The organism is Falsirhodobacter sp. 20TX0035, from assembly GCF_028307215.1.
Classification (GTDB): domain Bacteria; phylum Pseudomonadota; class Alphaproteobacteria; order Rhodobacterales; family Rhodobacteraceae; genus Falsirhodobacter.
Window position 1 is genome coordinate 79,514 of record NZ_JAQMHV010000011.1, and the last position, 23,853, is coordinate 103,366.

Genomic DNA, 23,853 nt, shown 5'->3' on the forward strand with positions numbered 1-23,853 from the left:
CCCGGAATGCTGCCCGATGGGGGAGGTCGTCCTCGCCCGGGTTGGATACCGGAGGGCCCCGCGGATGTCCACCGCGGGGCCGATACGTCAGGCTTTCAGGGCCACGAAGTGCAGGAAGCGGTCGTAATGGGCCACGACGTCGGCGATGATCTCCTCCTTGGAGTAGCCGAAGATGTCGTAGCCGCGGCTTCCCTGCGCCAGGAACACTTCGGCGCGGTAGTAGCGGTTGCGCGGCTGCGCGGTCCCGCCCGTGTCGGACAGGGCGAAGGCCGGGATCGGCTGGCTGATCGGCTGCACGCCATAGGTGAAGCCGCTGCCCGTTTCGCCCAGATCCACCCGCAGGGCGATGCCGCTTTCGTCGCGCGTCACCTCGGCCGCGTGGCCACGTGCGCTCAGCTCCGTCTGCACGGCTTCCAGCGCCTGCGCCACAGGGCCGTTCAGGAAGGTTTCGACCTGCTGGCGCCGCGGGTGGCTGACGATGGCCGCAAGGCGGCGGCGCCACATCGCCCCTTCGTTCACGACAAGGGGCGCGCTGGGCAGGGCGGCGCTGGCGGTCAGCGCCACCTCATCGGAAAGGCCCTTCCAGATGCCCACGCACATGAACAGCATCACCACGGACAAGGGTGCGGCCGCGATGACCGCCGCCATCTGCACGGCGGCCAGCCCGCCGGCCAGAAGCAGGCACCCTGCGACGGCGCCGCAAACGATGGCCCAGAAGACACGCAGCCACAGGGCCGGTTCCTCCACGTCGCGGCGCGAGGTGATCATGGCGATGACCAGCGCCCCCGCATCCGACGCCGTGACGAAGTAGATGGCCACCAGCATCCCGGCCAGCCAGGCCAGCACGTTCGAGGCGGGCAGGTATTCGAACACGGTGAACAGCGCGATGGGCATGTTTTCGGACACGGTGCGCGCGATGTCGCCCCCGGCCACGTTCATGTCCAGCCAGATGGCCAGATCGCCGAAGATGGTGAACCAGATCGCCGTGAAGCCGGCCGGCGCGAACAGCACACCCAGCAGGAACTGCCGGATCGTCCGCCCGCGCGAGATGCGGGCGATGAACAGGCCCACGAAGGGCGACCAGGAAATCCACCAGCCCCAGTAGAACAGCGTCCACGAGGCGACCCAGTCCGTCGGCTCGTACGCGTAGATGTGGAAGGTCCGCGACACGAAGCTGTTGATGTAGAGTCCGATGTTTTCCACGAAGGCGCGCAGCAGGAACTGCGTCGGCCCCAGGATCAGGATCAGGCCCATCAGGACGAAGGACAGGATCAGGATGAACTCCGACAACCGGCGGATGCCGTTGTCGAGGCCAGTGGCCACCGTCAGCGTGGCCAGGATCGTGACGATCACGATCAGGACCAGCTGCACGTTCACCGATTGCGGCAGGCCCAGAAGGTAGGTGCCCGTCGCGTTCAGCTGCGCCACGCCCAGACCCAGCGACGTCGCAAGGCCCGCCAGCGTGCCGACCACGGCGAAGATGTCGATCATGTCGCCCATCCAGCCGTTCACCCGGTCGCCCAGCAACGGACGGAAGGCCGAGCGGATGACCAGCGGCTGGTTTCGGCGGAAGCCGAAATAGGCCAGCGCCAGACCCACGACCGCATAGATCGCCCAGGCATGCACGCCCCAGTGGAAGAAGGTGATCGCCATCGCATCCCGCGCCGCCGCCGGCGTTCCCGCCGCCGCGTCGGGCGGGGCAGAGAAGTGCATGATGGGTTCGGCCACGCCATAGAAGACGATGCCGATGCCCATCCCGCCGGAAAACAGCATCGCGATCCAGGTGCCGAGGCTGTAATCCGGCACGGATTCGTCCGGCCCCAGCTTCACCTTGCCCAAGGGGCTGATCGCAAGGATCAAAAGGAACACCACGAAGCCGCCGACGGCCAGCATGTAGTACCAGCCCACCTCGCGGACGATCCAGTCATTCGCGCCCTGGAACCAGGCGGCGGCGGTCTCGGGGGCGGCGCAGGCGAGGATGATCAGGCCCAGCGACACGATGGCGGAGCCGAAAAACGGCAGAGGAGCGACGTCCCTCAGGAGTCTTTGCAAAACGTGATCCTTCTTCTGTTGTTGCCGCGGTTATAGGTCGGACGCACAAAAAAGGCCACCCGAGGGGGAAGAGATGCACAATCTGCAGGCTATTCACATTTCCCGGCGTCACCTCGCAAGGGTGCCATCCTCTCTGGAGGAAGGAGCGCCCGGGGCGTAATCTGGCGCGACATGGGAAAGGGATTCGAGATGTCCGGTGCAATGAGTATGAGCCATCTGCTGGTCGTCGGCGTGGTTGTTCTGCTGCTGTTCGGTCGCGGCAAGGTGGCCAGCATGATGGGCGAGGTCGGCCGCGGGATGAGCGCCTTCAAGGCGGGCATCCGTGAAGGCGATACGGACGCGCGGCCCGCGCTGCCGAAGGACGATCAGTCGGCCTGAACACTGGCTGCCGGTTGTGGCGGTCGCAGGACGGCCATGAACCCGTCAGGGCGGCCGGGGCGAGGGGACAGAAGCTCCAGCCCGAAGCCCGCGTTGCGGGCGATGGCCGCCACGATGGCGAGGCCAAGGCCGGAGCCCGCGTTGCGCGTGCCCATGCGCTCGAACCGCTGCGTCAGGCGGGCAAGGTCGGCGGCGGGCACGACCTGGCCGCCGTTCGCCACGCGCAGCACGCTGTCGGGCGACAGGGCGACCTCCACCTCTTGCCCGTGAGTCACCGCGTTCTCGATCAGGTTGCGGGCCATGATCGCGAAGGCGTCGGTGTCGATGGGCAGGGGCACCGGATCGTCGGGCAGGTCCGGATACAGGCCGAAATCGCCCGCGACCAGCCGCAGGACCGCCCGCGCGTCCGCCGTGGCGCCGCCGACCGCGGCGTGTTCGGCGCGGGCCAGTTGCAGGATCTTTTCCACCAGCCGCGTCACGCGCTTCAACTCATCCTCCACCACCCGGGCGCGGTCGTGCAACGGGCCGTCGGGCGCTTCCGCCAGCAGCATCTGAACATGGGCCAGCGTGGCGGCGATGGGCGTGCGCAACTCGTGCGCGGCGTTGGCGGAAAAGGCACGCTCGGCGTCCAGCGTCCGCGACAGGCTGGCCATCAGGCGGTTCATCTCGTCCCGCACGGGCACGATCTCGGACTGGAGGCCGGAGGTGGCCAAGGGACGCAGATCGTCGGGATGACGGCCCGCCACCTCGGCCGACAGGGCGGCCACGGGGCACAGGCGGGTGTTCGTGAACCAGACGATCCCCAGAAGGCACAGTGGCAGCAGGATCAGCGCGGGCAGCAGCAGGGCCGTCATCACGCCGCGCATCGCTTCGCGCCGTTCCTGCAGCGGGCTCGCGATGTCCAGACTGCGCCCGTTCAGGCTGCGGACGAAGTGGCGGTGATCGCCCAGCGTGCTGAACCCGTCGGGGGCCGGGGTGGCGAAGGTCGCGTCCTCCGCCTCTCCGGACCGCAGAAGAACGGCGCCGGTGGTGTCGCGCAGCACCCAGGTCAGCAGCGCTTCGGCCTGCGGGGGCAGGTTTTCCGTGCCGCGGCCAAGGGCGAGGGGCAGCAGCCGGTCGGCCGTTTCCTCCATCAGGCTGTCATAAACCTCGTCCAGTTCTTCATGCATGATCAGGGACGCGCCCAGCATCGCGAGGATCCAGAGCACGGTCAGCCCGGCTCCGAGGCCGAGCGCAAGATCGCGGCGCAGGCTGCGCGCCCCCGTCACTTCGCGATCCGGTAGCCAAGGCCGCGCAGCGTTTCCACGCTGTCGCGCCCCAGCTTCTTGCGCAGGCGGCTGACATAGACCTCGATCGTATTGCTCTCCACCTCGGCGTCGAAGGAATAAAGGCGATCCTCCAGCCGCGACTTCGACACGACGCTGCCGCGCGCCTGAAGCAGGGTTTCCAGGATGACCCATTCGCGCTGGCCCAGATCCACCGGGCCCTCGGGGCCCTCCACCCGGCGGGCGGCCAGATTGACCTGATACCCGCCCACGGGCACATGGGGGTTCGGGTTGCCGGCATAGCGCCGCGCCACGGCCCCGATGCGCGCCGTCAGTTCGGACAGATCAAACGGTTTGACAAGGTAATCGTCCGCCCCGGCGTTCAGACCGTCGATCCGGTCCGTGATGCGGTCCAGCGCCGTCAGGATGATGACGGGCACGCCCAGCCGGTCCCGCCGCATGTCGCGCAGCAGATCCAGCCCCCGCCCGTCCGGCAGCATCATGTCCAGCAGCAGCAGGTCATAAGGAACCGTGGACAGAAAGTCCCGCGCCTCGGCCAGCGTCTGCGCCCAGTCGGGCACATGCCCGTCCGCCCCGATCCGGTCCCGCACGGCCGAACCGAGCCCCCTGTCATCCTCAATCAGCAAGATCCGCATGTGCCGCCTCCGCCCTGCAGCATAGGGGATCGGGGAAAATTCGCCAGCGTTCAGGCTTGTGTCAGGTTGGGGCACGACAAGGCGGAACACCTGTTCGTGGATGCCATGAAGACCCTGCTTTTTCGCCTCTCCGCCATAGCCTTCCTATGCCTCGCCCTTCCGGGCGGCTATCTGGCCGACCTGCAGATCCGGGGCAACTTCCACCCGGTCGAACAGGGGGTGGCCTATCGCTCCGCCCAGCCCTCGGCCGAGGATTCGGCCCGCTGGACCCATCGGGCGGGCCTGCGCAGCGTGATCAACCTGCGCGCGGCGCGCATGAAGGCACGCCGTGGTACGACGAAGAGATCGCCGCCTCGCACGATCTTGGCCTTGCGCATTACGACTTCACCATGTCGGCGGGCAAGCGGCTGGGGCCGGAGAAAGCGGCACCGCTGATGGCCCTGCTGCGCGCGGCGCCCAAGCCCGTGCTGATTCACTGCATGTCTGGCGCGGACCGCACCGGCCTCGCCTCAGCCCTGCTGCTGGCCAACCTGAACCATGATGAGGACGCGGCCGAACGCCAGATCTCGTTCCGCTACGGCCACATCTCCATCCCCTACACCGCCGCCTGGCCGATGGACCAAAGCTGGGAAGCTTTGGAAGGCTGGCTTGGCTTTTCATCATGAGGGCAGCATGACCGTCACCTTTGAACGACCCTTCAACCAGAAGATCCGCATCGCCGGGTTGCGCCTGTCCGCCTTGGCGCTGCTGCCCGTGCTGGCGCTGAGCGCGTCATCCTGGGACGCGCTGGGCGAGACTTTGCTGCACACAGCCGGCATCCTGTGCGTCGTCGCTGCCGTTCTGGGCCGCTTCTGGTCCATCCTCTACATCGGGGGGCGCAAGAACCGGACGGTGATGCAGGACGGACCCTATTCGCTGTGTCGGCATCCGCTTTATCTTTTTTCGACCGCCGGGGCGGTCGGGTTCGGGCTGATGCTGGGCAGCCTGATCCTGACGGCACTGTTCGGCGGCATCGTATTCACGATCCTGTCCCTGACCGCCGCGCGGGAAGAAGGCTTTCTGCGCCACAGCTTCGGCGCACAATACGACAATTACGCCCGCCGCGTTCCGCGGATGCTGCCCGCCCTTGGCCAGTTCCGCACGCCCGTCGCTGTCACTTTCGACACCGGCACCCTGGCGCGTAACACGGCCGACGCGCTGGTGTTTCTGGGTCTGATCCCGCTGGCCGAGATGACGAACTGGCTGCACGCCGCGCATGTGCTGCCGTCGTTCCTGATGCCCTGAAGGGGCGTGCCCCCGACCGTCAGTCGAAGGCGACGTCGGGGTATCGCCGCCGGAACGACCAGAGGGCGAGCTTGTAGGCCCCCACGGCCAGCGGATTGCGCTTCCAGCGGTTGCGGGGCAGCGCCTTCCACGGTTTGAACGGGCCGTGGAAGTGCAGGATGCCGTCCTTTTCCCGGAAGGTTTCCGGACCTTCGTGGCCCATCTGCCGGATCCACGATCGGTGCCGTTCACTACGCCCCCAGGATGCGTTCCAAGCGGGGTTCAGGTGCTGGATGCGCCCCTTGAACAGCGCGTTGGAAAAGTCCTGATCCACGGTCCGGAAGGCCGCCGCGCGCTCGAACTGCACCATGGTCTCGGCCAGACCATCCTCATCGCGGATGGCGGCGCAATCCATGAGGATCACGCCGGAATTTATGTAGCTATCCGCGTCATATGGCGCGACAACCGTCTCGATGGCGTCCTTGGTGGCCCCTTTGTAGGACCAGGACTTGCCTCGCCTGATGCGGCTCAACGCTTCGGAACAACCGAAATCCCGGACCGCACCGATAAGGTTTCCGTTTAGAGGCGTGCCGAAGACCGGCGCCAGATCGCGGCGCACCAAGGTGTCCCCGTCGATGTAGAGCACGCGTCCGTCGACGAGTCTCGGCAAGAACATCCGGGCCAGCGCCGCCTTCGGAACATGCTTGCCTTTATGACGCGCACTCTCGAAATGCTCGTCCCTCATCGGGTGGATGTGCAGCGAGACGTTCCCGTTGGCCGCGATGCGGCGAAGCAGGTCGGTCGCCTTGTGGTCGAGCGACACGCTCAGGATGTCGACATCCGACAGCCCGGGCGTGCAGCGGATCGCCGAGTCGAGCGACAGCGCGGTCGGCCCGATCAGTCCCATGTCGGTGCCGTAGGCGATCCGGATATTCTGCTCACGCATGGATTCGATTTCTCCGACCCTCGGCATCCGTCATGACATGTTCGTGACGGTCAAGGAAATCCGTAATGGGACACCAAAGCGGCAATCGCGTGGTCATTCCCGTTGCCCCGAACGTTGTTGCGACGCAGGTTGGTGACTTGCGACCCGGGCCAGGTGTAGATCGGGATCATTGAGGGCGTCTTGCGGGCTTGCTCGCCGCCCATCCGGAACATCCAGTAAAGCCAGATGTCGTCGGTGTTCGGGCACAGCTTCATGAACAGGTCGGATCGTGTCACGTCGGGATGAAAGGCTCCGGGTGCATAGAGCACGCCCATGACGCCGGTGGGGACAATCAGGGGGCCAGCGTCGGGGCCGTCGATGTTCCAGTGCCACTGGCGATAGGGCAGAGGTGTTCCGTCCGGGCCCAGCGTCACCCGGTGGGCGCGATGGCACACGACGCGCGCCTCCGCTTCGGCCTCCTTCACCCCTACAAGGCCTTCCAGCCAGTCCGCCGGATAATGGACATCGTCATCCGCCGTCACGATCGTACTGTCAGGAAAGGCACGCAACGCGGGGATGATCTTGTTGTAGGAGCGTATCCCTTCGCCCGACCGGATCGTCAGCCCCTCTGCCTGCAGGGCCAGCACATCGGAAGGGAGCTGGGCACGGTCCCCCTCATCCACGCACAGGATGGTGGCGTCGGGACGAACGGTCTGGCGAAGCAGGCTTTTCAGCGTGCGTGCCAGATTGGCATAGCGGGGCGGATAGCTCGCCACCGACACCACCAGCGGGGTGTTCAGCCGGTGAGCGCGGGGCCTTGGACGCCGGAGGGAGAGCTCGAGATTCGCGCGTGCAAAACGGACGCGCGCCTTCAACTTTCGAAACATCGGCCTTCCAGTTCCATGACTTGCGGCACGATATCGAAGAACAGGGCCCCTCACCACCCGTATATCGCGACGCGGACAGCAGGGCCCGCCTGTCAGCGCCTTCCTGCGCAGCCTGCGCCACACCCGAAGGCGCTTCGGTCCCGGTGGACCTTGACGCTCCTCTGCTTTATGACGATCTGCCCGAAGAAGCCAAAGCAGTTAGCGCTGTCATGGAAGGCCATCCGCCAATGCGCGTTGAAGACACCCTCTCCCACCCGATGCCGAAGCTGGCCGTTGCACCGATGATCGATTGGCCCAGCCAAAGACTCTTAGTCTAAAAAAATCATGATCTTATTGCTGGTCGGCTCGGGCTTGTATGATTTTTGTGGTACGGGCCGCCCTGTCAGGCCCTATTTCAGTGACTTCTGCCACCGAAGATGCCAGCCTCTGCCTGATCATATGAAAAAGGCGCGGCGGGTGCCGCGCCTCATCAAGAGCGTGATAACGGATTACTGAGCTTCAGGCCATTCGAACTCGGGTGCGTTTTCGAGCGACGCGCGGTCGGACTTCAGAACGGTGAAGTAATCATTCGGGGAGTCCCCGTCCTTGATGACCGCCAGATCATCCATCGACACTGCGACCGTCTTTTCTCCCATGCCTAGGAAGCCGCCGATGTCCGTCAGCACAGCCTTCACCTGCCCATCTTCGCCGATGACCAGATCGCTGATCTCACCGACATCATCCCATTCCTGATCGACCTCGGTCATCTCGGCGTTGGCGTCGACATCGGTTTCTGACACATACAGGCGCTTGCCGATGAACGTTTCAGCCGACTTGTCACCGGTCATGGACGTGTAGTTGTAGCCCATCGCCGATGCGTCGGACGTCGCGGTCGTTGTTGCGGCCGGTTGCGTTGCAGTTTGGGCAACAACGGGGGACGCGAGCATGGCGACAACGGCGGTGGATGCGAGCAGTTTGATCATTGGTGTCTCCTAAAGCTTAAGCCGACGTAAGCCGGTCGCAGAGACAACACGCTGTTTTAGCTATGGTTCCATGCTGCACTTAAGGAGCCCGCAGCCCTAGATCCCCAAGCTTGACCCTTGGCTACCGTCTTCAGGCCAGCAGCCCGGCAGACACGCGAAAGCCCCATAGCAGTCGTTCAGCGGTTCACCCGCAAAGTGAAGATAAATATCTCTTTAAGAAGATCATATTCGATATTTTATGTGAGAAAGGAATTCAAAGGGATTCATTATATACGTCCAGAATGACACAACTCATAGCGGAGCAAAGTTTACCCCAGTCAATATCTTGGATATCTGCTTCTTGGTGGACTGGACGATAATGGACGGTCTTATTTCGCAGGTCGTATACTGCCCGCGCAACTCTTGCCACATATGTGTCTTTGGGCTCTGCCTCTACAAAAATCGCAGAACTGATATCGTCGATCTCCTTGCGTCCAACCTTCTTGAATAAACCTTGGAGTGCAGCATCCTCCCGCGGATGCCACTTGAGGTCCAATTCCAGTTGTTTCGAAACCGTTTTCCAATTTGATTTGATGCCAAGACTTGCCATCAGAGATATTGTTGCCGTATAGGAGTAAAGAGCTTCGATGCACCTATACATCGCCAGAAATAGACTGCTCTGATCATGATCGAAAATCGACCTGCAAAGAACTGAGTAAGGAATTCTCGTCGAGTCTAACTCGGACATTGTTGTGAGAGATTCGAACAGATTTTGACTTATCCATGATCCTGTGGCTATAGTTTCTTCTAGGCATATTATAAAATAAGCCTGCCAGAAATCAGCAACAATGCCATTCGCACTTCTAAACACTTTAATTTTAGGATATAGATCAAATAAAAGTTTAGCGTCATGACCGTTGTAATCAGGGTCACTGTCTTTGTCGTGTCCACCAATATTTTCTATAATCTCTAGCGGACTTGCTGATGGAGGAATGTTTGCCTCCGAGAGGATAGCAGTTAGGTGGGATGAGTTAACTTGCAATTCTTCGAAGTATTTTGTTTCAAAAATACCTGAAAAACCGATAGTGGCAAAATACGAATGCTGTTGATACTCAAAGTTCAATATCAATCGCTTCGCACCAATCTTCATCAGATGCACGAGGCGCGCATCTCGCAAAAATCCTCTTTCTGACGGTGTGGTGCTGATCCAACGCTTCGATCCGCTATTCGGAATCTTGGAACCACCGCTGGATACTGCCACATCTAACAGTTCAAAGATGACGACGTTCGCAGCAATCATATTCCTCGGCATCAGTTGGCCCGCCAGCACGGCTCCATAGACGGCACGGAGAAATCTTCTTGAATCAGAACTGAAAAGGCCTCGAAAAATACGGAGCGTTCATACCGGCCGACTTGCCCAACGCGCTTGTCGAGCACTTCGGATAGAACGTCAAGCTTAAGAAAGTGCCCCACTTCTTCGACCTGCAGAGAATCAAGTTTGTGGCAAAGTTCCCTCACTTGACGTGTCATTTCTTTGATGCGCTGTAGCTTTACATCATGTTCTCGCTCCATTGCGGGACGACCAATGATGTATTGCCCGAGTGCTACAATAAGGCCAATCCGGGCGGGCTGACTGTCAAAAATGTTCCTGCCCTTGCTGAACTTACTCTTCTTTCCGGAATCAAAGCGCGAGAACGATTTATCCAGTGCTACCATTGCGGACAACGTTTCATAGAACAGCTCTTGAAAATGTGCATCGGACAAGTTGTCGACGAAGTCGAGCCTCGAAAACTCGTCTGAAAGCGCCTCTTTGGTATCAACGGAAGTTTTCCGAAGTGAAAACGCAATATAGAGCTCAACTATGGCCTCAGCGCCAAACTCACCTGATTGAATCCTGCGGCCAGGGTCATCTGGTGTGAATATCCGACCCAGCCCATGAACATTCTTTTGGATATCGGCTAGTAGGGGGGAGTAAACTACAGATAGCTGCCTTGATAACGTCCACGGAACCTGCCCAGTGTTTAGCACAAGCATTCGATAGATGAGGTTGTCGACCTTTTGTGCTATCCAAAACTCGACTCGCATCGAACGGCGCGCAACTTCAATATCAATATCAACCGCCTCCATAAGAGCGGTTGTTCTCTGCATGCCGTCAATTATCGACGCTTGCTCTAATTCATCTTCGCTCATCACCTCTGATATTTTTGCGCTGTCGATACGCGCGCTAAGGTCATGGAATCTTTCCTGAGTAACAACCGCACCCAGAACCACCGGTGGGAGAACTGCCCCACGCCGAATATCGGACACCATACGGTCCCGTATTCGCTTCGCGCTGGTCGTTTTCAAGGCGTCGCGCTGGCCTTTGATGCCGCCTTTGGAAGCATGTGCATCCTTGATCAGGCTGATGTAATCTCCGATAGTCATTGTGCTCATGAGTGAGTAGCACTCAGTGCGAGTATCGAACAGGTGGTTCATGACATCGGCCTTTTGAAACGGATGCCTTATGTTTCTTGGAAAACCGAGCGCAAAGCAAGCTCAGGAGTATAGCTTTCTTACATTGGGGCAGATATGTTAAGCTCGTCCGTATGGCCGCTTCATCCCACATCCAGCCGCTCCCATCGGATGTTCAACCGGCGTCAACGGCTAAGCTGACGTGCTTCTTTCCGTGCTTTCTCAGCTTGAAGATCGATGTAGTCGGCCATGTCTGAGAGGTGCACACCCTTCGCTGCCTTCTGCGAGTCGGACATGCGGACAACAGGTAGCACGATTTCACCCCGGCTGATCTTCTCCAGAAGCTTGGGCACGGTCATCCGGAAGTGGTCGCCGGCCACCTGCTCGATCGGAATAATCGGTCTGCCGGCGTACTGTGCCATCAACAGCCAGATCGTGCTGATCCGTGGTTCTGCGGTCATGCGGCCATCTCCTCAACCATAGGTGACCACTGTTCGGCGCAGGCGGCGGCCACGCCGGGGAAGGTGGCGCTGCGCAGCTTCCAGCGGTCGGGGCCAGGACTGGCGCGGTGGATCTTCGACCAGGCGGCGTGGCGGGCCGGATCCTCGGCCTTGCGGGGCGGGGTCAGGCGGTTGGCCGCGACCAGCTGCGGCAGGCCGCGCAGGTAGAAGCCGGTGGCCTTGAAGTAGGGCTCCCCGAACCACCAGGGCTGGACGATCTGCGGGCGGGGTAGGTCGGCCGGCATGAGGGCCTTTGCGTGCTTGTGCATGATCGGGTTCTCGATTGCCACACGCGGGGCCTTGGCGCGCCAGCAGGCGGCGAACAGATCCGCGCCCGCCTCCAGCTCGGCCCACATCTCCTCCAGCGTTCGGCCACGGGGCGCAGCGGACAGCCACCGCACCCCGCTGTTGCACAGGCGGGTGCAGGGCGGATGCGCCACGACGATCATGTCCCAGTCCCGGTCCAGATGATCGCGCACGTCGCCCATGATGTGGCGGTTGCTGCCGTCGTCGGCCGGCAGGAGGTCGCAGGACCACACGTCGTGCCCGCGCGCAGCGAAAGCGCGGCGCATGGTGCCGCTCGTTTCGCAGCCGATCAGGATGCGCATTGGCGTCATGCGAACACCCACCAGCAGAGGCCAGCAGCTACGTAGAAGATGGGACTGATGGCCATGCCGCCCACGATCCAAAAGCCGGAGGGAAACTGAGGGATGTGCGATATCAGATTACGAGGCATCAGAATGACCCTCCTGTGCTGGCGGTGCTGCTGAAGGTGTAGGGGTCGCTGCTTGCGTGGCGGGCTTGTGCCTTGGCCGCCTCGATCGTCTCGAAGCTGTCGCGCAGGTGGGCGATGGCGTCATCGGGTGAGGTGGATGCCTGATGCATGGCGTGGGCCAGTGCGTCGGTCAGCAGCTTCACGGTGTCGGCCGGGTTCGGTTCGAAGCCTTGAGCCACGGCGACCAGTTGGCGGGCGTGTTTGACGTAGACCGGTGCCATCACTGCATCCCCAATGCGGCTTTATACAGGTCCATAATCGCCTCCTCTTCGGCGATGTCGTCGGGCTTGCGGCGGCGCAGGGCGATGACCTTCTTCATCACCTTGGTGTCGTAGCCACGGCCCTTGGCCTCGGCCATCAATTCCTTCTGCTGTTCGTTCACGTCCTTCTTTTCGCTTTCCAGCTGCTCGAAGCGTTCGATGAACTGGCGCAGTTCGTCGGCTGTGACGTTGTAGACGTCCTGCGCGACCTTCTTGTCGGCCTCCGTCTCGCGCATCGGGATGCGGCCGGCGGGGCGGGGCGGTTCATCGTCGGGAAACATGGTGCTGCCGTCCATTACATCGCCGCCCGCTCGATCGACTGCTGCACGGTGGCCGCGGTCTTGTCGGTCAGGATGCCCGCGCCAATGTGCAGGATGAAGTAGAGGAGGATGGCGCAGCAGATCAGCAGCACGGCGATCATGGCGTTGCGGGCCGCGCCTTCCACCTGGCGGCGGACCTGCGGCGCGCGCAGGGTCGTGACGGCGGAGATAGGCTGGTCGGGGATGTAGTGCATGGGTGCCTCCATCGGGGATACGATGGAGGACAATTCGCAAATGGCGAACTGTGTGTCAACAAGACAAATCGCTATTTGCGAATAACAGCGATTACGCGTCTAAGGTGTGGATCGATACGGCGGAGCAGTGTTAGAACCAAAAGGGAACACTGGAGACCCTATGCGAATCGACGACGATGAGAGTGCCAAGCTGTTGGCGTTGCTGCTCCGCAGCACGCCTAAGCAGCGCAAGCAGGTCGTTGTGAGGGTGGAAATCAGTCTTTGTCTGCTGCGAGACCGAGGGCGTGACGGATTACTGCCGCCCGATCCTGATCCGTCAAGCCCTGTAAAACTTGAAGATGATCGAACAATTCAGCATCTACCGAGGCGTCGTCGATGAGTTCAAAGGTCGAGACTTGGAATACCTCAGCGAACTTTTGGAGCCGTCTACTGTTGGCCGCTTTCTTTCCGCTTTCAATCTCACTGTAGAAGCTCTTGCTCATGCCGGCGCGACTGGCGACCTGGTCCTGCGTCCAGCCGTTCCGTTCGCGTAGCTCTTTGAGTTTCAAGCGCATGCAATCTTAATACTGTCCGCTCATTGTGAAGGCACGTCGCAAATGGCGAACATCGTCCTTGACGCGTAGTTCGCTATTTGCGATCAATGCCGCATGATCGAGCTTTCTCGTTACCTTGACGAAAACGGCCTCTCGCAGCGCGCGTTCGCTGCCCTGATCGGCTGTTCGCCGAGCTACCTCTCCGAGATCCTGAAGGGGTCCAAAAGACCCGGCCTTGAACTCGCAGTAGCAATCCAGCGCGAGACGGCCCGCCTCATCACCGTGGAAATGTGGGTGCCGGAAAGCCACCGCAACATGATCACTCAGGGGGACGCCGCATGAGCTGTGGTCCTGCGTCTGCGTCATCACGGCCGTCTGGTCCTTCTGCATTTCTTACGAACGCGGGAGGCTGCCTCGCCATAACCTCCTCCCGCCCACTCGTAAACCCTTTCACTCGTTACGATGCACGATGTGCAGCATCGCGAACGTTTCCGCCAGAAAATGAGGTTTTGTCGTGACCGATGAACGTCTTACCGTCAAAGCGCACATGAACGGACTGATGGCCCAGCTTGGCGGTCCCGTTGCCGTCGCGGCTCTGATGGAGGCACGGCTAAACCGTCCTTATTCCGCCGGAACGCTGTCGCAGAAGAAGAACGGACACGCGGACTGGACGATCATGGACATGATCGTGTTGCAGGAGGCCGCAGGACGGGCGCCGGTCACGGACTGGCTTGTGTCTTTGGATGATGACCCACAGCGCGCGATCACGCGCGAGGCAGCCGCCATGCGAATTGCTGTCGAGAGCGGCGAACTGGTCGCGGCTCTTATCGATGCTAGCAGCCCCGAGAAACGCGCAAAGGCGTTGAAGGAGCTTGCTGACGTTCGTGAGGCTATTGAGGATGCCGAAGACGCACTGGAGGGGCAGCGGTGACTGCCTTAAGCCCTGCTTTCTGCGGCGCGCCGGGCGGCGCTTTGGATGACGTCCCATGCTTCCATCGGGTCATGTCCCGCTTTCTGCGCCAAGGCATCAAAGTCCACCCAGAACTCCGTCTCGCGGTCATGAATATGCCCATCGGCCACGATGACGGCTTCGAGCGCCTTTTTGAAGCGTCGTCTTGCATCCTCTGGCAGCGTGAGCACGTTCATGATGTGGCGTTCAAGCGATCGCGCTTGGGGCCGCATGTTTCGGACCGCAGTGCAAAGTGCGTCCGACGCCTCGATCGTCATGTCGTCGGACACCAAGCCCGCCATGTGAAGGCGCATTGCCTCGCGCTCAGCATAAGAGACAATGCTGTCGATCTCGTGGATGTCGTAGTCGCCATCGGCCTTGGCTGCGGCAACCAGAACGGTCAACGGCGACATGATCTGACTGCGGAAGGTCGGAAGTGCAACTGCAGCGTCCAAAATGGGTGCGGGGGCAATATCTACATTCAGTATGTCGCGCAGAAAGGCACGGCCTTCAGTGATCTCTCCATCAGACGTGATGACGTTCTCGATCCGGTCGCAACGGAACAAGCGCGTGCTTTTGCGCAGGTGGCAGACGGCGAAGATGCCGACATCAGCCCCTTCTCCCTTCAGGGTCAGCATCGTGATGGGGCGGCGGGTAAGATTGCGCTTCGCATCGCGGTATTCGATGTAGCAGAAGAGGTTCTCCAATTGGCGGCCCGCTGGAACCTTCTGCGGGAGGGGCATCTCTGGCGCAAAGTCGTCATGATCTTCGAAATCCAGATCCTCTTCATCAAGGTCTTTAAGATCCTCGGCCGTCAAGGTCACCGTCAGCGTCACCGATCCATTGGTGTCGAGCTTCCGGAAGTCGATGTCCGGGTGGGCCGCGCGGGCGAATATCCAGTCCAGCAGTTTAACCATCACAAGTCCCTTTCTTCTTCAAAGACCGTGGCCTTGCACGATGATTCCCGCAACTTCGAAGATAGGAGGGCATTCGCTTGACCTTGGCCATGTATTCCTTGTTGGCAGCGGATGCGGCGGTGAGCGCCAAGCGGCAGGCGGTGCGCTGATGTCCCGTGCCACTTTTCAATGTGACCAAAGCGCGTGGCTGTCGGCCGCGAACGAGATGGAGCAGCTGGCCCGCCGCCTGCCGGATGGACCGCAGCGGATCACCGCCTTCCACCGCGACATGCGCCTGTCCGCGCAGCCTGACGACTACCTTGCCCGGTCGGAAGCGATCGAGGGCGACGTGGTGGTCCTGCGCACCGCGCCGGGGCCGAAGGCCGAGGCGTTCCTTGCGGATCTTCGCGCGGCCGTGGAAGGGGTGAAGGCATGAACGCCGTAGCCCGCAGCAGCGGGGTTCAGCTTGTCGATGTCGGCGCGCTGGAAGAATACCCCATCACCAAAGACGCGAACATGAACGGGCATCGGTTCGTCATGTTCAATCACGATCGCTGGCTGAACAGCGACACCTATCTGAAGATGCAGCCGGAAACGGGTTGGTTCTTTCTGAACCTGATCATGCTGTCGCAGAAGCAGCGGCCGGTGGGCACCCTTCCGGACGATGACGAACTGCTGGCCAAGCTGCTGCACCTCGACCTTGCCCGCTGGAAGGATCTGCGCAACCGCGCCATGTCGCCCCTGCACGGGTGGTATCTGGTGAATTGCGAGGGCGAACGGCGGCTGGCGCATCGCGTCGTGACCGAGTTCGCGCTGGAGGCGCTGGACGGGCGCATCCGTCACCAGCAGAGCAATGAGGAAAAGGCCGTCTATGCGCGGCTGAAGCGCATCCGGGAGGCTCTGGTGGCCTTCGGGTGCGACAAGGCGGTCGTGGCCGATGACGTGCTGGTCCGCCGCCTGGACGATTGGCTGACGGCCAACTGCACGGGCAACCGCCGCAAGTCCGACTATGAACGCGCGATGATGCACGGGGCGCGGGAACAGTGGTTCGACAGCGGGTTAAACAGCCGGCACCGTTAGATAATTTCTGTGGGTGGAACAGAATGGAACTGTTCCGGAACAGTTTTCGACAGTTTGGAACAGTTCCGGGCCATAGGAGAGGAAACGAAATGAAAGAAGACTTTCCGCTCCGCCTACAGTTCTGGCCGCCTTGCCTGTGGATAACTTGGAATGCTGGGGAATAGGGGATGACGATGACGGATCACGTTGAACCGACCGGGCGGGCACTGGTGAAGGCGGTTCTGATCGAACCGCTGGTGCAGGACGGGATGAAGCGCCCCAAGGGCACGAACGCGGACGATTACGAGAAGTGGCTGGGGAAGCTGGCCGAGCGTCTGGCCTACCTGCCGCGCGACCAGCTGGTCGGGCTGCGGGATCTAATCGTGCGCCATGCGGTGGTGGGCAAGACGGGGGCGACGTGGCCGGACTTCGTGATGATCCAGAAGTGGGCCTACGCAATCCAGCCGCCGCCGCCGCGTGAACACACCTATGCCATGTCGCTGATCCAGTCGGCCATGGGGCGGCAGGCGCTGGATGAGGGATGGGTGGTGGAGTTGTTCCACTGCGCCCTGAAGTTCGGCCCGCCGCCCGGCCGATATGTGATCAGTCAGCTGCGGTCCGAGGCGGAAGACAACCGGCGGCGACGGGAACGGGTGCGGGAATGGAACGCGGTGAACCGGGCCAATCCGGCGGACGCGGCATGGCTCGATGCCTGGCACCGGGATCACCAGCTTTGCACGGCGCTGATCGCGTCGAAGACGGATGACAGTGAAGGAATGACGGAATGACGACGATGACGATGGACGGCGCGATGGCGGGCCTTATCGATCTGGGTGAGGAATACGGGCTGCGCGCCATCAGCCAGCGCGTGGTGCAGGCGGCGTGGCAGGGCGCGTTGAACACCTTGGGCGTCCACGCCGATCGGGTGCGGTTCGCGCGAGACGAGGAAGATCAGCGGCGGGCTGGTCGGGATCGGATGGCCGAGGAAGCCTTGCGAGTGCGCGGCCGGCTGATCCTGGCACGGCCGCCCGAGGAGATGGCGGCGGCCGCCGTGGCCCCGGCGCGCGGGCCGATGCGGCTGGTGGACAGCGTCGAGGTGGCGGAGGATCTGAGGCTGTCCGACCTTGGCGAATGGCAGGTGCTGTCGCGGGTCGATGGCCAGTGGTGGGAAGGCGTATGCCAGCTGACCGCCATGGTGATGGTAGCCAAGCGTGCTTGGCGCAAGAAGGTGGGATCGCTGGACGGGTTCGTCGCGCCGTTCACGCCGGGCCAGATCCAGATGGGCCAGCGCTACGCCACGCTGGTGGAGCGGCACAACGCGGGCGGCATGAAGGGATCATCGTTCGAGGCGCGCATGGACGGCGGTGGCGGGCAGGGCGGCGGCTTCATCGACGTGTTCGTGGCGGAGGGCCGGGAACTGGACCTGATCCATAGGCGCATCGGCACGGGTCAGGCGATGGCGGTGCGGCGGGTGCGGCCGTCTGCGCGCGGCACGAAGTCGGGGATCACCGATCGGCGGCTGGTCGATATGGTGGTGCTTGGCGGAATGGACCTGACGGCGGTGCTGCGGGCGCATGGATGGCTGAGCGAAAGTAAGCACCGGACCTCGCTTCGGGAGTCTCTGGCCGCTGCCCTCGACCGGATGCAGGGTTACGCCCGCTGAGAAGCGGGCATAATCAGGCTTTCGCAATCGCTCAGGGAAGATCGATCTTTGCGGGTTCGTGAATGGGGCATCGGTTGAAATCAGCACGATATGCGCTGGAGAGGGCATAGGTGCTGCGTCTTGCCCGATTGACCGACCCGAGAGGGCGATGGGCCTCCAGACCTGTCCATACCGAGAAGCGCATGTGGTCGTCCGCGATCTTCGCGCGCTCTGCGCTCCAGCCCACCTGCGGATCTGCATGCAGCCGCGCCACGGTAACGAACGGACTCAGTTCCTCATCCCAGAGAACACTCGGGTCTTCCACAGGCATCTTCTCGAGATCGCGGCACAGCTGGACACGCAGGTCCCATGTGGCAGGGCCCGACTGCATATCCTCCGCCACTTCCTCGCGCAGCGCATCACGGCGGCCTCTTGTATTGATCTTTTCCCCGGTGTGCTTCTCGAGCGTTTCAGTCACTGGCACCAAGGACAGTTTGGCAACGTAGTCGCCGTAACGGTAGGCCGTTTGCGTGTAATACGTCTCGCCCAAGGGATGGACATTTGGCGCACCGCCCAACGTCTGAAGGGTGCTGCTTTCGCCGCCGACCGCCTCCAGCGTTTTCTCAGCGCCCTGAAGCACAGCCGAAAGCGCTTTCTTCGCCCACTCTGCCTTGTCGGTAGTTTTCGCGAGAAGCTGGAGGTTCTTCGCAAACGCGGCTGCATTCGGGGCGCTAAATACAGGGCCGTTGACGAAGATGAAGTCTTGCGTCGATCCTTGCGCGCCTGACAGGCGCGTGCCTTCCACATCAAGGACCTTCAACGCGAGGCCGCGTGGGACCGAGATGCTGTCAGCCAGAAGGTCGCCAGGATTAGTGGAGATGCGAATGATCGCTTGGTGTCGGCCGGCCGTGGCAAAAATCCCTTGAGCCAGTTCTGGCGGCAGGTTCTGCAGGATCTCGAGCTCCGCTTCTATCACCCCATGGCTTTTGGCATGAACGGATCGGACAGCGTGACCATAGTTCTGGGATGTGGTCATCATGATTTGCAAAAGTGCTTGCTCAAGATCGTGATGGGTCTGCTTTTCGTCGTCCTGTATTTGTTCGACGTTGGAGTGGTAGAGGATCGGGGATTGCATCATGGCCTCCTGCTGCGCGATGCGTGGCGTCCAACAACGGTGGCCGATCTTGCTCCGTTCCGCTGATTTCTTTCGGCTCGTAGATTGACAGATCAGAAAGTGGATTGACGCTTAGTCCTGTCCGATCCATATCTCTTGTCATCATCCACCACTGTGCCCGCAGGTTCGCGCCTTGCGGGCTTTTTCGTATCCGGAGGTCGCCATGCGCAAGCTGTGCTGCGAACCGGGCTGCGATGATCTGGCCGAACCGGGCCACAACCGCTGCGCCGATCACCTCGGACCGTGGCTCCAGTCCGAGGCAGCGCGGAAGCAGGCGGCGAAGCAGGGCAAGGCGGCGCGCGCGGGGATTGAGTTCTATCAGACGCGGCGGTGGCGCGAGGGCAGCAAGGCGTTCCTCGATCGGCATCCGCTCTGCGCGGACTGCGGGGAGTTGGGGCAGGTGGTCCCGGCCTCCGAGGTCGACCACATCACGCCGCACCGTGGAGACACGCGCCTGATGTGGGACCGATCGAACTGGCAGGCGCTGTGCAAGCCCTGCCATTCCCGCAAGACAGCCCGCGAGGTCTGGCACGGCGGCCGTGGCGATCGGATCGGCTGACCCCACCGGGGGGTGTTCGAGAATTGGGGCACCCTCACGTTAACCGACGCCTGTACCTCTTTTCACACGCGCGGCGATTTGGGAAAAAAAGCCCACTTTTGAAGGAGATGAGCATGAAGGGTGCCAAGCCGCATCTGACAAATATCGTCCCGATGAAGGGCGACTTCGAAGGCCGCGTCCCCGATGCGCCCGACTGGATGAGCGAGGACGGCCGCACGACCTGGCGCGAACTGGCCCCGATCATGGTTCAGAAGAAGCGCCTTGAGCCGCATCACCACCACCCCTTCGCCGTCTATTGCGAGGCGGTGTCGGACCTGATCCGGTTCACGGGCGATCTGGCCGCCTATGGCCACTACTACGAAGTGAAGACCCGCAACGGGTTGCAGCAGAAGAAGCGGGCCACGTGGGGCCTGCGGCAGGACGCGATCGCCACCATGAACCAGCTGGCCGCCCGCTTCGGGATGACGCCCGTCGATGAGGCGCGGCTGGCCGTGGGCGGGCAGGGCGACCTGTTCAAGGATCTCAAGGAAATGCTGAATGGACCCGATTGATCACCCTGTCTCCCGCTATGCCCTGGACGTGGTCGAGGGGCGGGAGATTGCGGGTGATCTGGTTCACAAGGCGTGTCTGCGCCATCTGCTCGACCTTGAGACGGCGCAGGACCGGGGCCTGTTCTTCGACACCAAGGCCGCCACGCGGATCACGCGCTTTGCCGAGATGATCCAGCACACCACGGGGCCGATGGCGGGCAAGCCGCTGACGCTCCAGCCGTGGCAGGTGTTCCGGCACGGGGCGGTGTTCGGGTGGAAGCGCGAGGACACGCGGCTGCGCCGGTTCCGGTCCACCTACCACCAGGTGGCCAAGAAGAACGGCAAGACGACCGACACGGCCGTGCCGATGCTGTTCACGCAGTTGTTCGACGGGGAGGCGGCCCCGCAAGGTTACTGCGCGGCCACCACCCGCGACCAGGCGGGCCTGCTGTTCAACGAGATCAAGCGCATGATCCGCGCCTCGCCCGCCTTGTCGGCGCTGATGCGGCCGTGGCGGTCGCAGATCGATACGCCACCGACCGAGGGCTACATCAAGGCGCTGTCTCGGGACGGCAACACCTCGGACGGCATCAACCCGCACTTCGCCGCGCGCGACGAGGTTCACCGCTGGACCGACCGGGAACTGGCCGAGGTCGTCACCAACTCCATGATCGCGCGGTCGCAGCCGATCGATTGGGCCATCACCACGGCCGGGGCCGATCGGAACACCATCTGCGGGGAGTTGCGCGAATACACCGAGAAGGTGGTGTCGGGCAAAGTCACCGACGACAGCTTCTTCGGCTACGTGGCCGAGCCGCCTCAGGACGCGGACCCGGCGGACCCGATCGCGTGGAAGATGGGCAACCCGAACCTCGGCGTGGCCTTCAAGGAAGAGAACTTCCGCGAGATCCTGGCCGGGGCGCAGGCCATCCAGGGGCGGATGCCGAACTTCCGCCGCCTACACCTCAACCTCTGGACCGAGGGCGAACAGACGTGGATCGGGCGCGACAGCTGGGACCGGGGATCGGAAGAGTTCGATGTCCGGATGCTTTACGGCAAGAAGGCGTGGGTCGGCCTCGATCTGTCGCGCACCACGGACATGACCGCGATCGTGGTGGCGGTGCCGCACAACGGCCTTGTCTACCTGATCTGCTATTCCTTCCTGCCGGCTGGGGAGAAGGGCTTCATCGCACGGGCGCAGAGCGAGAACCGTAACTACGTGGCGTGGCGCGATGAGCGCTGGCTGGAAGTCCACAACGGCCCCGGCGGTTCGATGGAGATGCACAAGCTGCTCGATCGGTTGGAGATGATCCGCAAGCGGTTCGACCTTCAGGAACTGGCCTTCGACCGTTGGGGGATGCGCGACATGCGCCGCGAGTTGGAGAACCGGCGCTTCCCGCTGGTCGATCACGGGCAGGGGGCCGTGGGCATGTCCAGCCCGATGAAGATCTTTGAGCAGCTGGTGATCGAGAACCGGATCCGCCACGCGGGCAACCCGGTGCTAGGATGGGCCTTGGGCAACGTCCTGGTGGACATGGACAAGGCCGAGAACATCAGCCCGAACAAGAAGAAATCCAAGGGTCGGATTGATCCGGCGGTCGCGGCCATCATGGCGGTGGGCCGCGCGATCGCCGGGGATCGCAAACGCCGTGCGCGGGAAATCGAGGTGCTATGAGCCTGCTCAGTCGGATCATGGGGCGCGGGGCATCCGTGCCTGTTGTCGAACGCGCCGAGCCGGTGATCTCGGCCAGCGCGACGGAGGTGGATGTGCCGGAAACGGGCACGGCCCACTCCGCCGGATGGGTCCATGACGTGGGATGGGGTGGCCGCAGCCGGGTGAAGACCCTGCCGCACGTCACCCCGACCAGCGCCCAGCGACATGCCACAGTGTTTTCCTGTTGCAACGTCATCGCGGGCGACCTGTCGAAGGTGCCATTGAACGTCTACCAGACGCACAGCGACGGCCGCGAATCCGAGGTGCGTCAGCACCCGGCCAGCTACCTGCTGAATTTTGAGAGTTCGCCGGGCGTCCCCTCGATCGTCGCCCGCTACATGCTGGCCTATGCCTTCGCGCTGCGGGGCGTGTCCTACGCCTACGCGCCGCGCGACGGGGCGGGGGAGTTGGAACTGATCGAGACGATCCCGCAGCACGGGGTGTCGATCCTGCGCAACGGCCGCGCCCGGTTCTACGACTTCACGGACGGGGCGGAGATCAACCGGCGGGTGCCGGGCCGGTCCATGGTCCACATGCGCTACATGGCAGAGGATGGCTGGACGGGCCGATCCCCGATCGAGGTGGCCTTCGAGAGCATGGGCCTTGCCATGGCCGGGCAGGAAGCCGCGGCGCGGGCGGCCTCGGGCGTCACGATGAAGGCGGTCGTGAAGATGGAAGACCGCTACGAGAACGATGAGGATTACCGGCGCAACCAGCGCCGCATCAAGGAAGCCTTGATGAACCCCGACATCGAAGGGTTCCCGATCCTCGGCAAGGATGATGACATCTCCACCCTGGACCTGAAGGCGTCGGACATCGAACTGCTGGCCAGCCGCCGCCTCGATCGGGAGCAGATCGCCAGCATGTGGCGGGTGCCGCCCACGAAGCTGCAGATCCTCGAATACGGGGTGAAGGCCAACTCGGAACAGGCCGCGATCGATTACCTGACCGACTGTCTCTACCATTGGGGCAGCCAGGTCGAGGATCAGCTGTCCCTGTCGATCCTGACCGAAGAGGAACGGCGGGCGGGGCTGTTCCTGCGCCACGACTTCGACAGCCTGCTGCGCGCCACGACCAAGGAACGCTACGAGGCGCTGGCCAAGGGCACGGGCGGCCCCTTCATCACCCCGAACGAGGCGCGCTTCCGCGAGGGCCTGCCGCCCACCGCAGGAGGCGACATCCTGAACCCCGCGCCGAACATGACCCGGAAAGAGGGCAGCGGCGCAGAACCGAAAGGCGACGACGCATGACGCGCCCGATCATTGCCAGCCTCTTTGGCTCCACCCCCATCGCCATGGCGCTGGACTACGCCCAGACCATGTTGACGGCCGAACTTCCGACCGAGGCGCAGGCCGAGGTGGCGGCCGGCGGGGCGGTGGCCCGGTCCGACGCCGAACGCTTCACCATCCATCGCGGGGTGGCGGTGGTTCCCGTTCGTGGACTGCTGACCGCGAACAGCTTTATCCTGGAGCGGTATCTGGGCTGGGCCACCTACTTCGGGCTGATCCAGACCATGAACGAACTGGCCGCCAACGCGGACGTGACGGCGGTCGTGATCGAGGGCGACAGCCCCGGCGGTTACGTCACGGGCATCGCGGGGGCCGCGCAGGCCATCGCCGCCTGCGCGGCCGTGAAGCCGGTGCATGCCTTGGTCAATCCGCTGGCCGCCTCGGGCGGCTACTGGCTGGCCAGCCAATGCCGGGACATCACCATGACGCCGGGCAGCGTCGTCGGATCGATCGGCGTGGCCGTCATGGCTTCGGCCCCGGTCCAGCCCGACATGCGGGGCGATCAGAACTATGTCCTGACCTCGACCAACGCCCGCGCCAAGCGCCCGAACCCTTCGACCGAGGTGTCAATCGGCGCGCAAAACTGACCCCTTATCGGCGCCCAATATTGACCCCCCTGATGCGGTTTGCGCGGGGCCTGA

General features: G+C 62.5%; 31 protein-coding genes. 15 read left to right on the forward strand and 16 right to left on the reverse strand.

Features of this window, described 5'->3' with window-relative positions; translation table 11 throughout:
- Nucleotides 1-87: 87 nt before the first annotated feature.
- Complete coding sequence (locus PIJ50_RS12355) at nucleotides 88-2,052, reverse strand: BCCT family transporter (protein WP_271975683.1); 1,965 nt, start codon at nucleotides 2,050-2,052, stop codon at nucleotides 88-90.
- Between the two features lie 207 nt (nucleotides 2,053-2,259).
- On the opposite strand from PIJ50_RS12355, the gene PIJ50_RS12360 reads away from it, so the two are divergent.
- Nucleotides 2,260-2,430 (forward strand): twin-arginine translocase TatA/TatE family subunit, encoded by a 171-nt coding sequence (locus tag PIJ50_RS12360; protein WP_442900738.1) that lies wholly within the window; start codon nucleotides 2,260-2,262, stop codon nucleotides 2,428-2,430.
- On the opposite strand, the gene PIJ50_RS12365 is transcribed toward PIJ50_RS12360, so the two are convergent.
- Together PIJ50_RS12365 and PIJ50_RS12370 are read right to left on the reverse strand one after the other, a co-directional pair.
- Entirely contained in the window at nucleotides 2,418-3,698 is a 1,281-nt protein-coding gene (locus PIJ50_RS12365; protein WP_271975685.1) for a histidine kinase dimerization/phospho-acceptor domain-containing protein, read from the reverse strand. The genes PIJ50_RS12360 and PIJ50_RS12365 overlap by 13 nt on opposite strands.
- Entirely contained in the window at nucleotides 3,695-4,351 is a 657-nt protein-coding gene (locus PIJ50_RS12370) for a response regulator (protein WP_271975687.1), read from the reverse strand. Before PIJ50_RS12370 ends, PIJ50_RS12365 begins: the two co-directional genes overlap by 4 nt.
- A 105-nt stretch (nucleotides 4,352-4,456) precedes the next feature.
- Here PIJ50_RS12370 and PIJ50_RS12375 point away from each other — a divergent pair, with 105 nt between their 5' ends.
- The 3 genes from PIJ50_RS12375 to PIJ50_RS12385 are packed head-to-tail and all read left to right on the forward strand — an operon-like array spanning nucleotide 4,457 to nucleotide 5,635.
- On the forward strand, nucleotides 4,457-4,786 hold the full coding sequence (locus PIJ50_RS12375) for a protein-tyrosine phosphatase family protein (protein WP_271975689.1): 330 nt from the start codon (nucleotides 4,457-4,459) through the stop codon (nucleotides 4,784-4,786).
- Nucleotides 4,786-5,016 (forward strand): tyrosine-protein phosphatase, encoded by a 231-nt coding sequence (locus tag PIJ50_RS12380; protein WP_271975691.1) that lies wholly within the window; start codon nucleotides 4,786-4,788, stop codon nucleotides 5,014-5,016. Before PIJ50_RS12375 ends, PIJ50_RS12380 begins: the two co-directional genes overlap by 1 nt.
- 7 nt (nucleotides 5,017-5,023) lie before the next feature.
- Entirely contained in the window at nucleotides 5,024-5,635 is a 612-nt protein-coding gene (locus PIJ50_RS12385; RefSeq protein ID WP_271975692.1) for a methyltransferase family protein, read from the forward strand.
- Nucleotides 5,636-5,654: 19 nt separating this feature from the next.
- On the opposite strand, the gene PIJ50_RS12390 is transcribed toward PIJ50_RS12385, so the two are convergent.
- The 11 genes from PIJ50_RS12390 to PIJ50_RS12440 all read right to left on the reverse strand — a co-directional run bounded on the left by PIJ50_RS12390 (nucleotide 5,655) and on the right by PIJ50_RS12440 (nucleotide 13,421).
- Nucleotides 5,655-6,560, reverse strand: a complete 906-nt coding sequence (locus tag PIJ50_RS12390) for a glycosyltransferase family 8 protein (protein ID WP_271975694.1) — start codon at nucleotides 6,558-6,560, stop codon at nucleotides 5,655-5,657.
- A gap of 50 nt (nucleotides 6,561-6,610) precedes the next feature.
- A complete protein-coding gene (locus PIJ50_RS12395) occupies nucleotides 6,611-7,414 on the reverse strand; it encodes a glycosyltransferase (RefSeq protein ID WP_271975696.1) in 804 nt (267 codons plus the stop codon).
- A gap of 500 nt (nucleotides 7,415-7,914) precedes the next feature.
- Nucleotides 7,915-8,388, reverse strand: a complete 474-nt coding sequence (locus PIJ50_RS12400; RefSeq protein WP_271975698.1) for a PRC-barrel domain-containing protein — start codon at nucleotides 8,386-8,388, stop codon at nucleotides 7,915-7,917.
- A 253-nt stretch (nucleotides 8,389-8,641) separates the two neighbouring features.
- Nucleotides 8,642-9,697 (reverse strand): hypothetical protein, encoded by a 1,056-nt coding sequence (locus PIJ50_RS12405; RefSeq protein ID WP_271975700.1) that lies wholly within the window; start codon nucleotides 9,695-9,697, stop codon nucleotides 8,642-8,644.
- Nucleotides 9,679-10,842: a hypothetical protein gene (locus tag PIJ50_RS12410; protein ID WP_271975701.1), complete on the reverse strand. Its 1,164-nt coding sequence runs from the start codon at nucleotides 10,840-10,842 to the stop codon at nucleotides 9,679-9,681. Before PIJ50_RS12410 ends, PIJ50_RS12405 begins: the two co-directional genes overlap by 19 nt.
- Nucleotides 10,843-11,003: 161 nt before the next feature.
- Nucleotides 11,004-11,279: a pyocin activator PrtN family protein gene (locus tag PIJ50_RS12415; protein ID WP_271975703.1), complete on the reverse strand. Its 276-nt coding sequence runs from the start codon at nucleotides 11,277-11,279 to the stop codon at nucleotides 11,004-11,006.
- Nucleotides 11,276-11,935, reverse strand: a complete 660-nt coding sequence (locus tag PIJ50_RS12420) for a hypothetical protein (protein WP_271975705.1) — start codon at nucleotides 11,933-11,935, stop codon at nucleotides 11,276-11,278. The genes PIJ50_RS12415 and PIJ50_RS12420 overlap by 4 nt, the downstream gene beginning before the upstream one ends.
- A 118-nt stretch (nucleotides 11,936-12,053) precedes the next feature.
- Nucleotides 12,054-12,314, reverse strand: a complete 261-nt coding sequence (locus tag PIJ50_RS12425; protein ID WP_271975707.1) for a hypothetical protein — start codon at nucleotides 12,312-12,314, stop codon at nucleotides 12,054-12,056.
- Nucleotides 12,314-12,589: a DUF2312 domain-containing protein gene (locus PIJ50_RS12430; protein WP_334212729.1), complete on the reverse strand. Its 276-nt coding sequence runs from the start codon at nucleotides 12,587-12,589 to the stop codon at nucleotides 12,314-12,316. The genes PIJ50_RS12425 and PIJ50_RS12430 overlap by 1 nt, the downstream gene beginning before the upstream one ends.
- A gap of 59 nt (nucleotides 12,590-12,648) precedes the next feature.
- The gene (locus PIJ50_RS12435; protein WP_271975711.1) at nucleotides 12,649-12,867 is read right to left on the reverse strand and encodes a hypothetical protein; all 219 of its coding nucleotides are present in this window, start codon (nucleotides 12,865-12,867) and stop codon (nucleotides 12,649-12,651) included.
- Between the two features lie 254 nt (nucleotides 12,868-13,121).
- The gene (locus PIJ50_RS12440; protein WP_271975713.1) at nucleotides 13,122-13,421 is read right to left on the reverse strand and encodes a helix-turn-helix domain-containing protein; all 300 of its coding nucleotides are present in this window, start codon (nucleotides 13,419-13,421) and stop codon (nucleotides 13,122-13,124) included.
- A 93-nt stretch (nucleotides 13,422-13,514) separates the two neighbouring features.
- On the opposite strand from PIJ50_RS12440, the gene PIJ50_RS12445 reads away from it, so the two are divergent.
- Together PIJ50_RS12445 and PIJ50_RS12450 are read left to right on the forward strand one after the other, a co-directional pair.
- The gene (locus tag PIJ50_RS12445; RefSeq protein ID WP_271975715.1) at nucleotides 13,515-13,742 is read left to right on the forward strand and encodes a helix-turn-helix domain-containing protein; all 228 of its coding nucleotides are present in this window, start codon (nucleotides 13,515-13,517) and stop codon (nucleotides 13,740-13,742) included.
- A 172-nt stretch (nucleotides 13,743-13,914) separates the two neighbouring features.
- Nucleotides 13,915-14,331: a hypothetical protein gene (locus PIJ50_RS12450; protein ID WP_271975716.1), complete on the forward strand. Its 417-nt coding sequence runs from the start codon at nucleotides 13,915-13,917 to the stop codon at nucleotides 14,329-14,331.
- A gap of 5 nt (nucleotides 14,332-14,336) precedes the next feature.
- Here PIJ50_RS12450 and PIJ50_RS12455 read toward each other — a convergent pair whose 3' ends face one another.
- The gene (locus PIJ50_RS12455) at nucleotides 14,337-15,266 is read right to left on the reverse strand and encodes a tellurite resistance TerB family protein (RefSeq protein ID WP_271975718.1); all 930 of its coding nucleotides are present in this window, start codon (nucleotides 15,264-15,266) and stop codon (nucleotides 14,337-14,339) included.
- A 148-nt stretch (nucleotides 15,267-15,414) separates the two neighbouring features.
- Here PIJ50_RS12455 and PIJ50_RS12460 point away from each other — a divergent pair, with 148 nt between their 5' ends.
- The 4 genes from PIJ50_RS12460 (at nucleotide 15,415) to PIJ50_RS12475 (ending at nucleotide 17,967) form a co-directional block, all read left to right on the forward strand.
- On the forward strand, nucleotides 15,415-15,681 hold the full coding sequence (locus PIJ50_RS12460; protein ID WP_271975719.1) for a hypothetical protein: 267 nt from the start codon (nucleotides 15,415-15,417) through the stop codon (nucleotides 15,679-15,681).
- Nucleotides 15,678-16,325 (forward strand): hypothetical protein, encoded by a 648-nt coding sequence (locus tag PIJ50_RS12465; protein ID WP_271975721.1) that lies wholly within the window; start codon nucleotides 15,678-15,680, stop codon nucleotides 16,323-16,325. The genes PIJ50_RS12460 and PIJ50_RS12465 overlap by 4 nt, the downstream gene beginning before the upstream one ends.
- A 173-nt stretch (nucleotides 16,326-16,498) precedes the next feature.
- Nucleotides 16,499-17,092: a hypothetical protein gene (locus PIJ50_RS12470; RefSeq protein ID WP_271975723.1), complete on the forward strand. Its 594-nt coding sequence runs from the start codon at nucleotides 16,499-16,501 to the stop codon at nucleotides 17,090-17,092.
- Nucleotides 17,089-17,967 (forward strand): hypothetical protein, encoded by an 879-nt coding sequence (locus PIJ50_RS12475; protein WP_271975725.1) that lies wholly within the window; start codon nucleotides 17,089-17,091, stop codon nucleotides 17,965-17,967. The genes PIJ50_RS12470 and PIJ50_RS12475 overlap by 4 nt, the downstream gene beginning before the upstream one ends.
- A 31-nt stretch (nucleotides 17,968-17,998) precedes the next feature.
- On the opposite strand, the gene PIJ50_RS12480 is transcribed toward PIJ50_RS12475, so the two are convergent.
- Nucleotides 17,999-19,081 (reverse strand): catalase family protein, encoded by a 1,083-nt coding sequence (locus tag PIJ50_RS12480; RefSeq protein WP_271975726.1) that lies wholly within the window; start codon nucleotides 19,079-19,081, stop codon nucleotides 17,999-18,001.
- A gap of 202 nt (nucleotides 19,082-19,283) precedes the next feature.
- On the opposite strand from PIJ50_RS12480, the gene PIJ50_RS12485 reads away from it, so the two are divergent.
- From PIJ50_RS12485 to PIJ50_RS12505, 5 genes are all read left to right on the forward strand, one after another.
- Nucleotides 19,284-19,679, forward strand: coding sequence for an HNH endonuclease signature motif containing protein (locus PIJ50_RS12485; protein WP_271975728.1), 396 nt, complete (start codon nucleotides 19,284-19,286; stop codon nucleotides 19,677-19,679).
- Between the two features lie 113 nt (nucleotides 19,680-19,792).
- On the forward strand, nucleotides 19,793-20,230 hold the full coding sequence (locus tag PIJ50_RS12490) for a P27 family phage terminase small subunit (RefSeq protein ID WP_271975729.1): 438 nt from the start codon (nucleotides 19,793-19,795) through the stop codon (nucleotides 20,228-20,230).
- On the forward strand, nucleotides 20,217-21,884 hold the full coding sequence (locus PIJ50_RS12495; RefSeq protein ID WP_271975730.1) for a terminase large subunit: 1,668 nt from the start codon (nucleotides 20,217-20,219) through the stop codon (nucleotides 21,882-21,884). The genes PIJ50_RS12490 and PIJ50_RS12495 overlap by 14 nt, the downstream gene beginning before the upstream one ends.
- On the forward strand, nucleotides 21,881-23,173 hold the full coding sequence (locus tag PIJ50_RS12500) for a phage portal protein (protein ID WP_271975733.1): 1,293 nt from the start codon (nucleotides 21,881-21,883) through the stop codon (nucleotides 23,171-23,173). Before PIJ50_RS12495 ends, PIJ50_RS12500 begins: the two co-directional genes overlap by 4 nt.
- A complete protein-coding gene (locus PIJ50_RS12505) occupies nucleotides 23,170-23,799 on the forward strand; it encodes a S49 family peptidase (protein ID WP_271975735.1) in 630 nt (209 codons plus the stop codon). The genes PIJ50_RS12500 and PIJ50_RS12505 overlap by 4 nt, the downstream gene beginning before the upstream one ends.
- The last annotated feature ends 54 nt before the right edge of the window (nucleotides 23,800-23,853 follow it).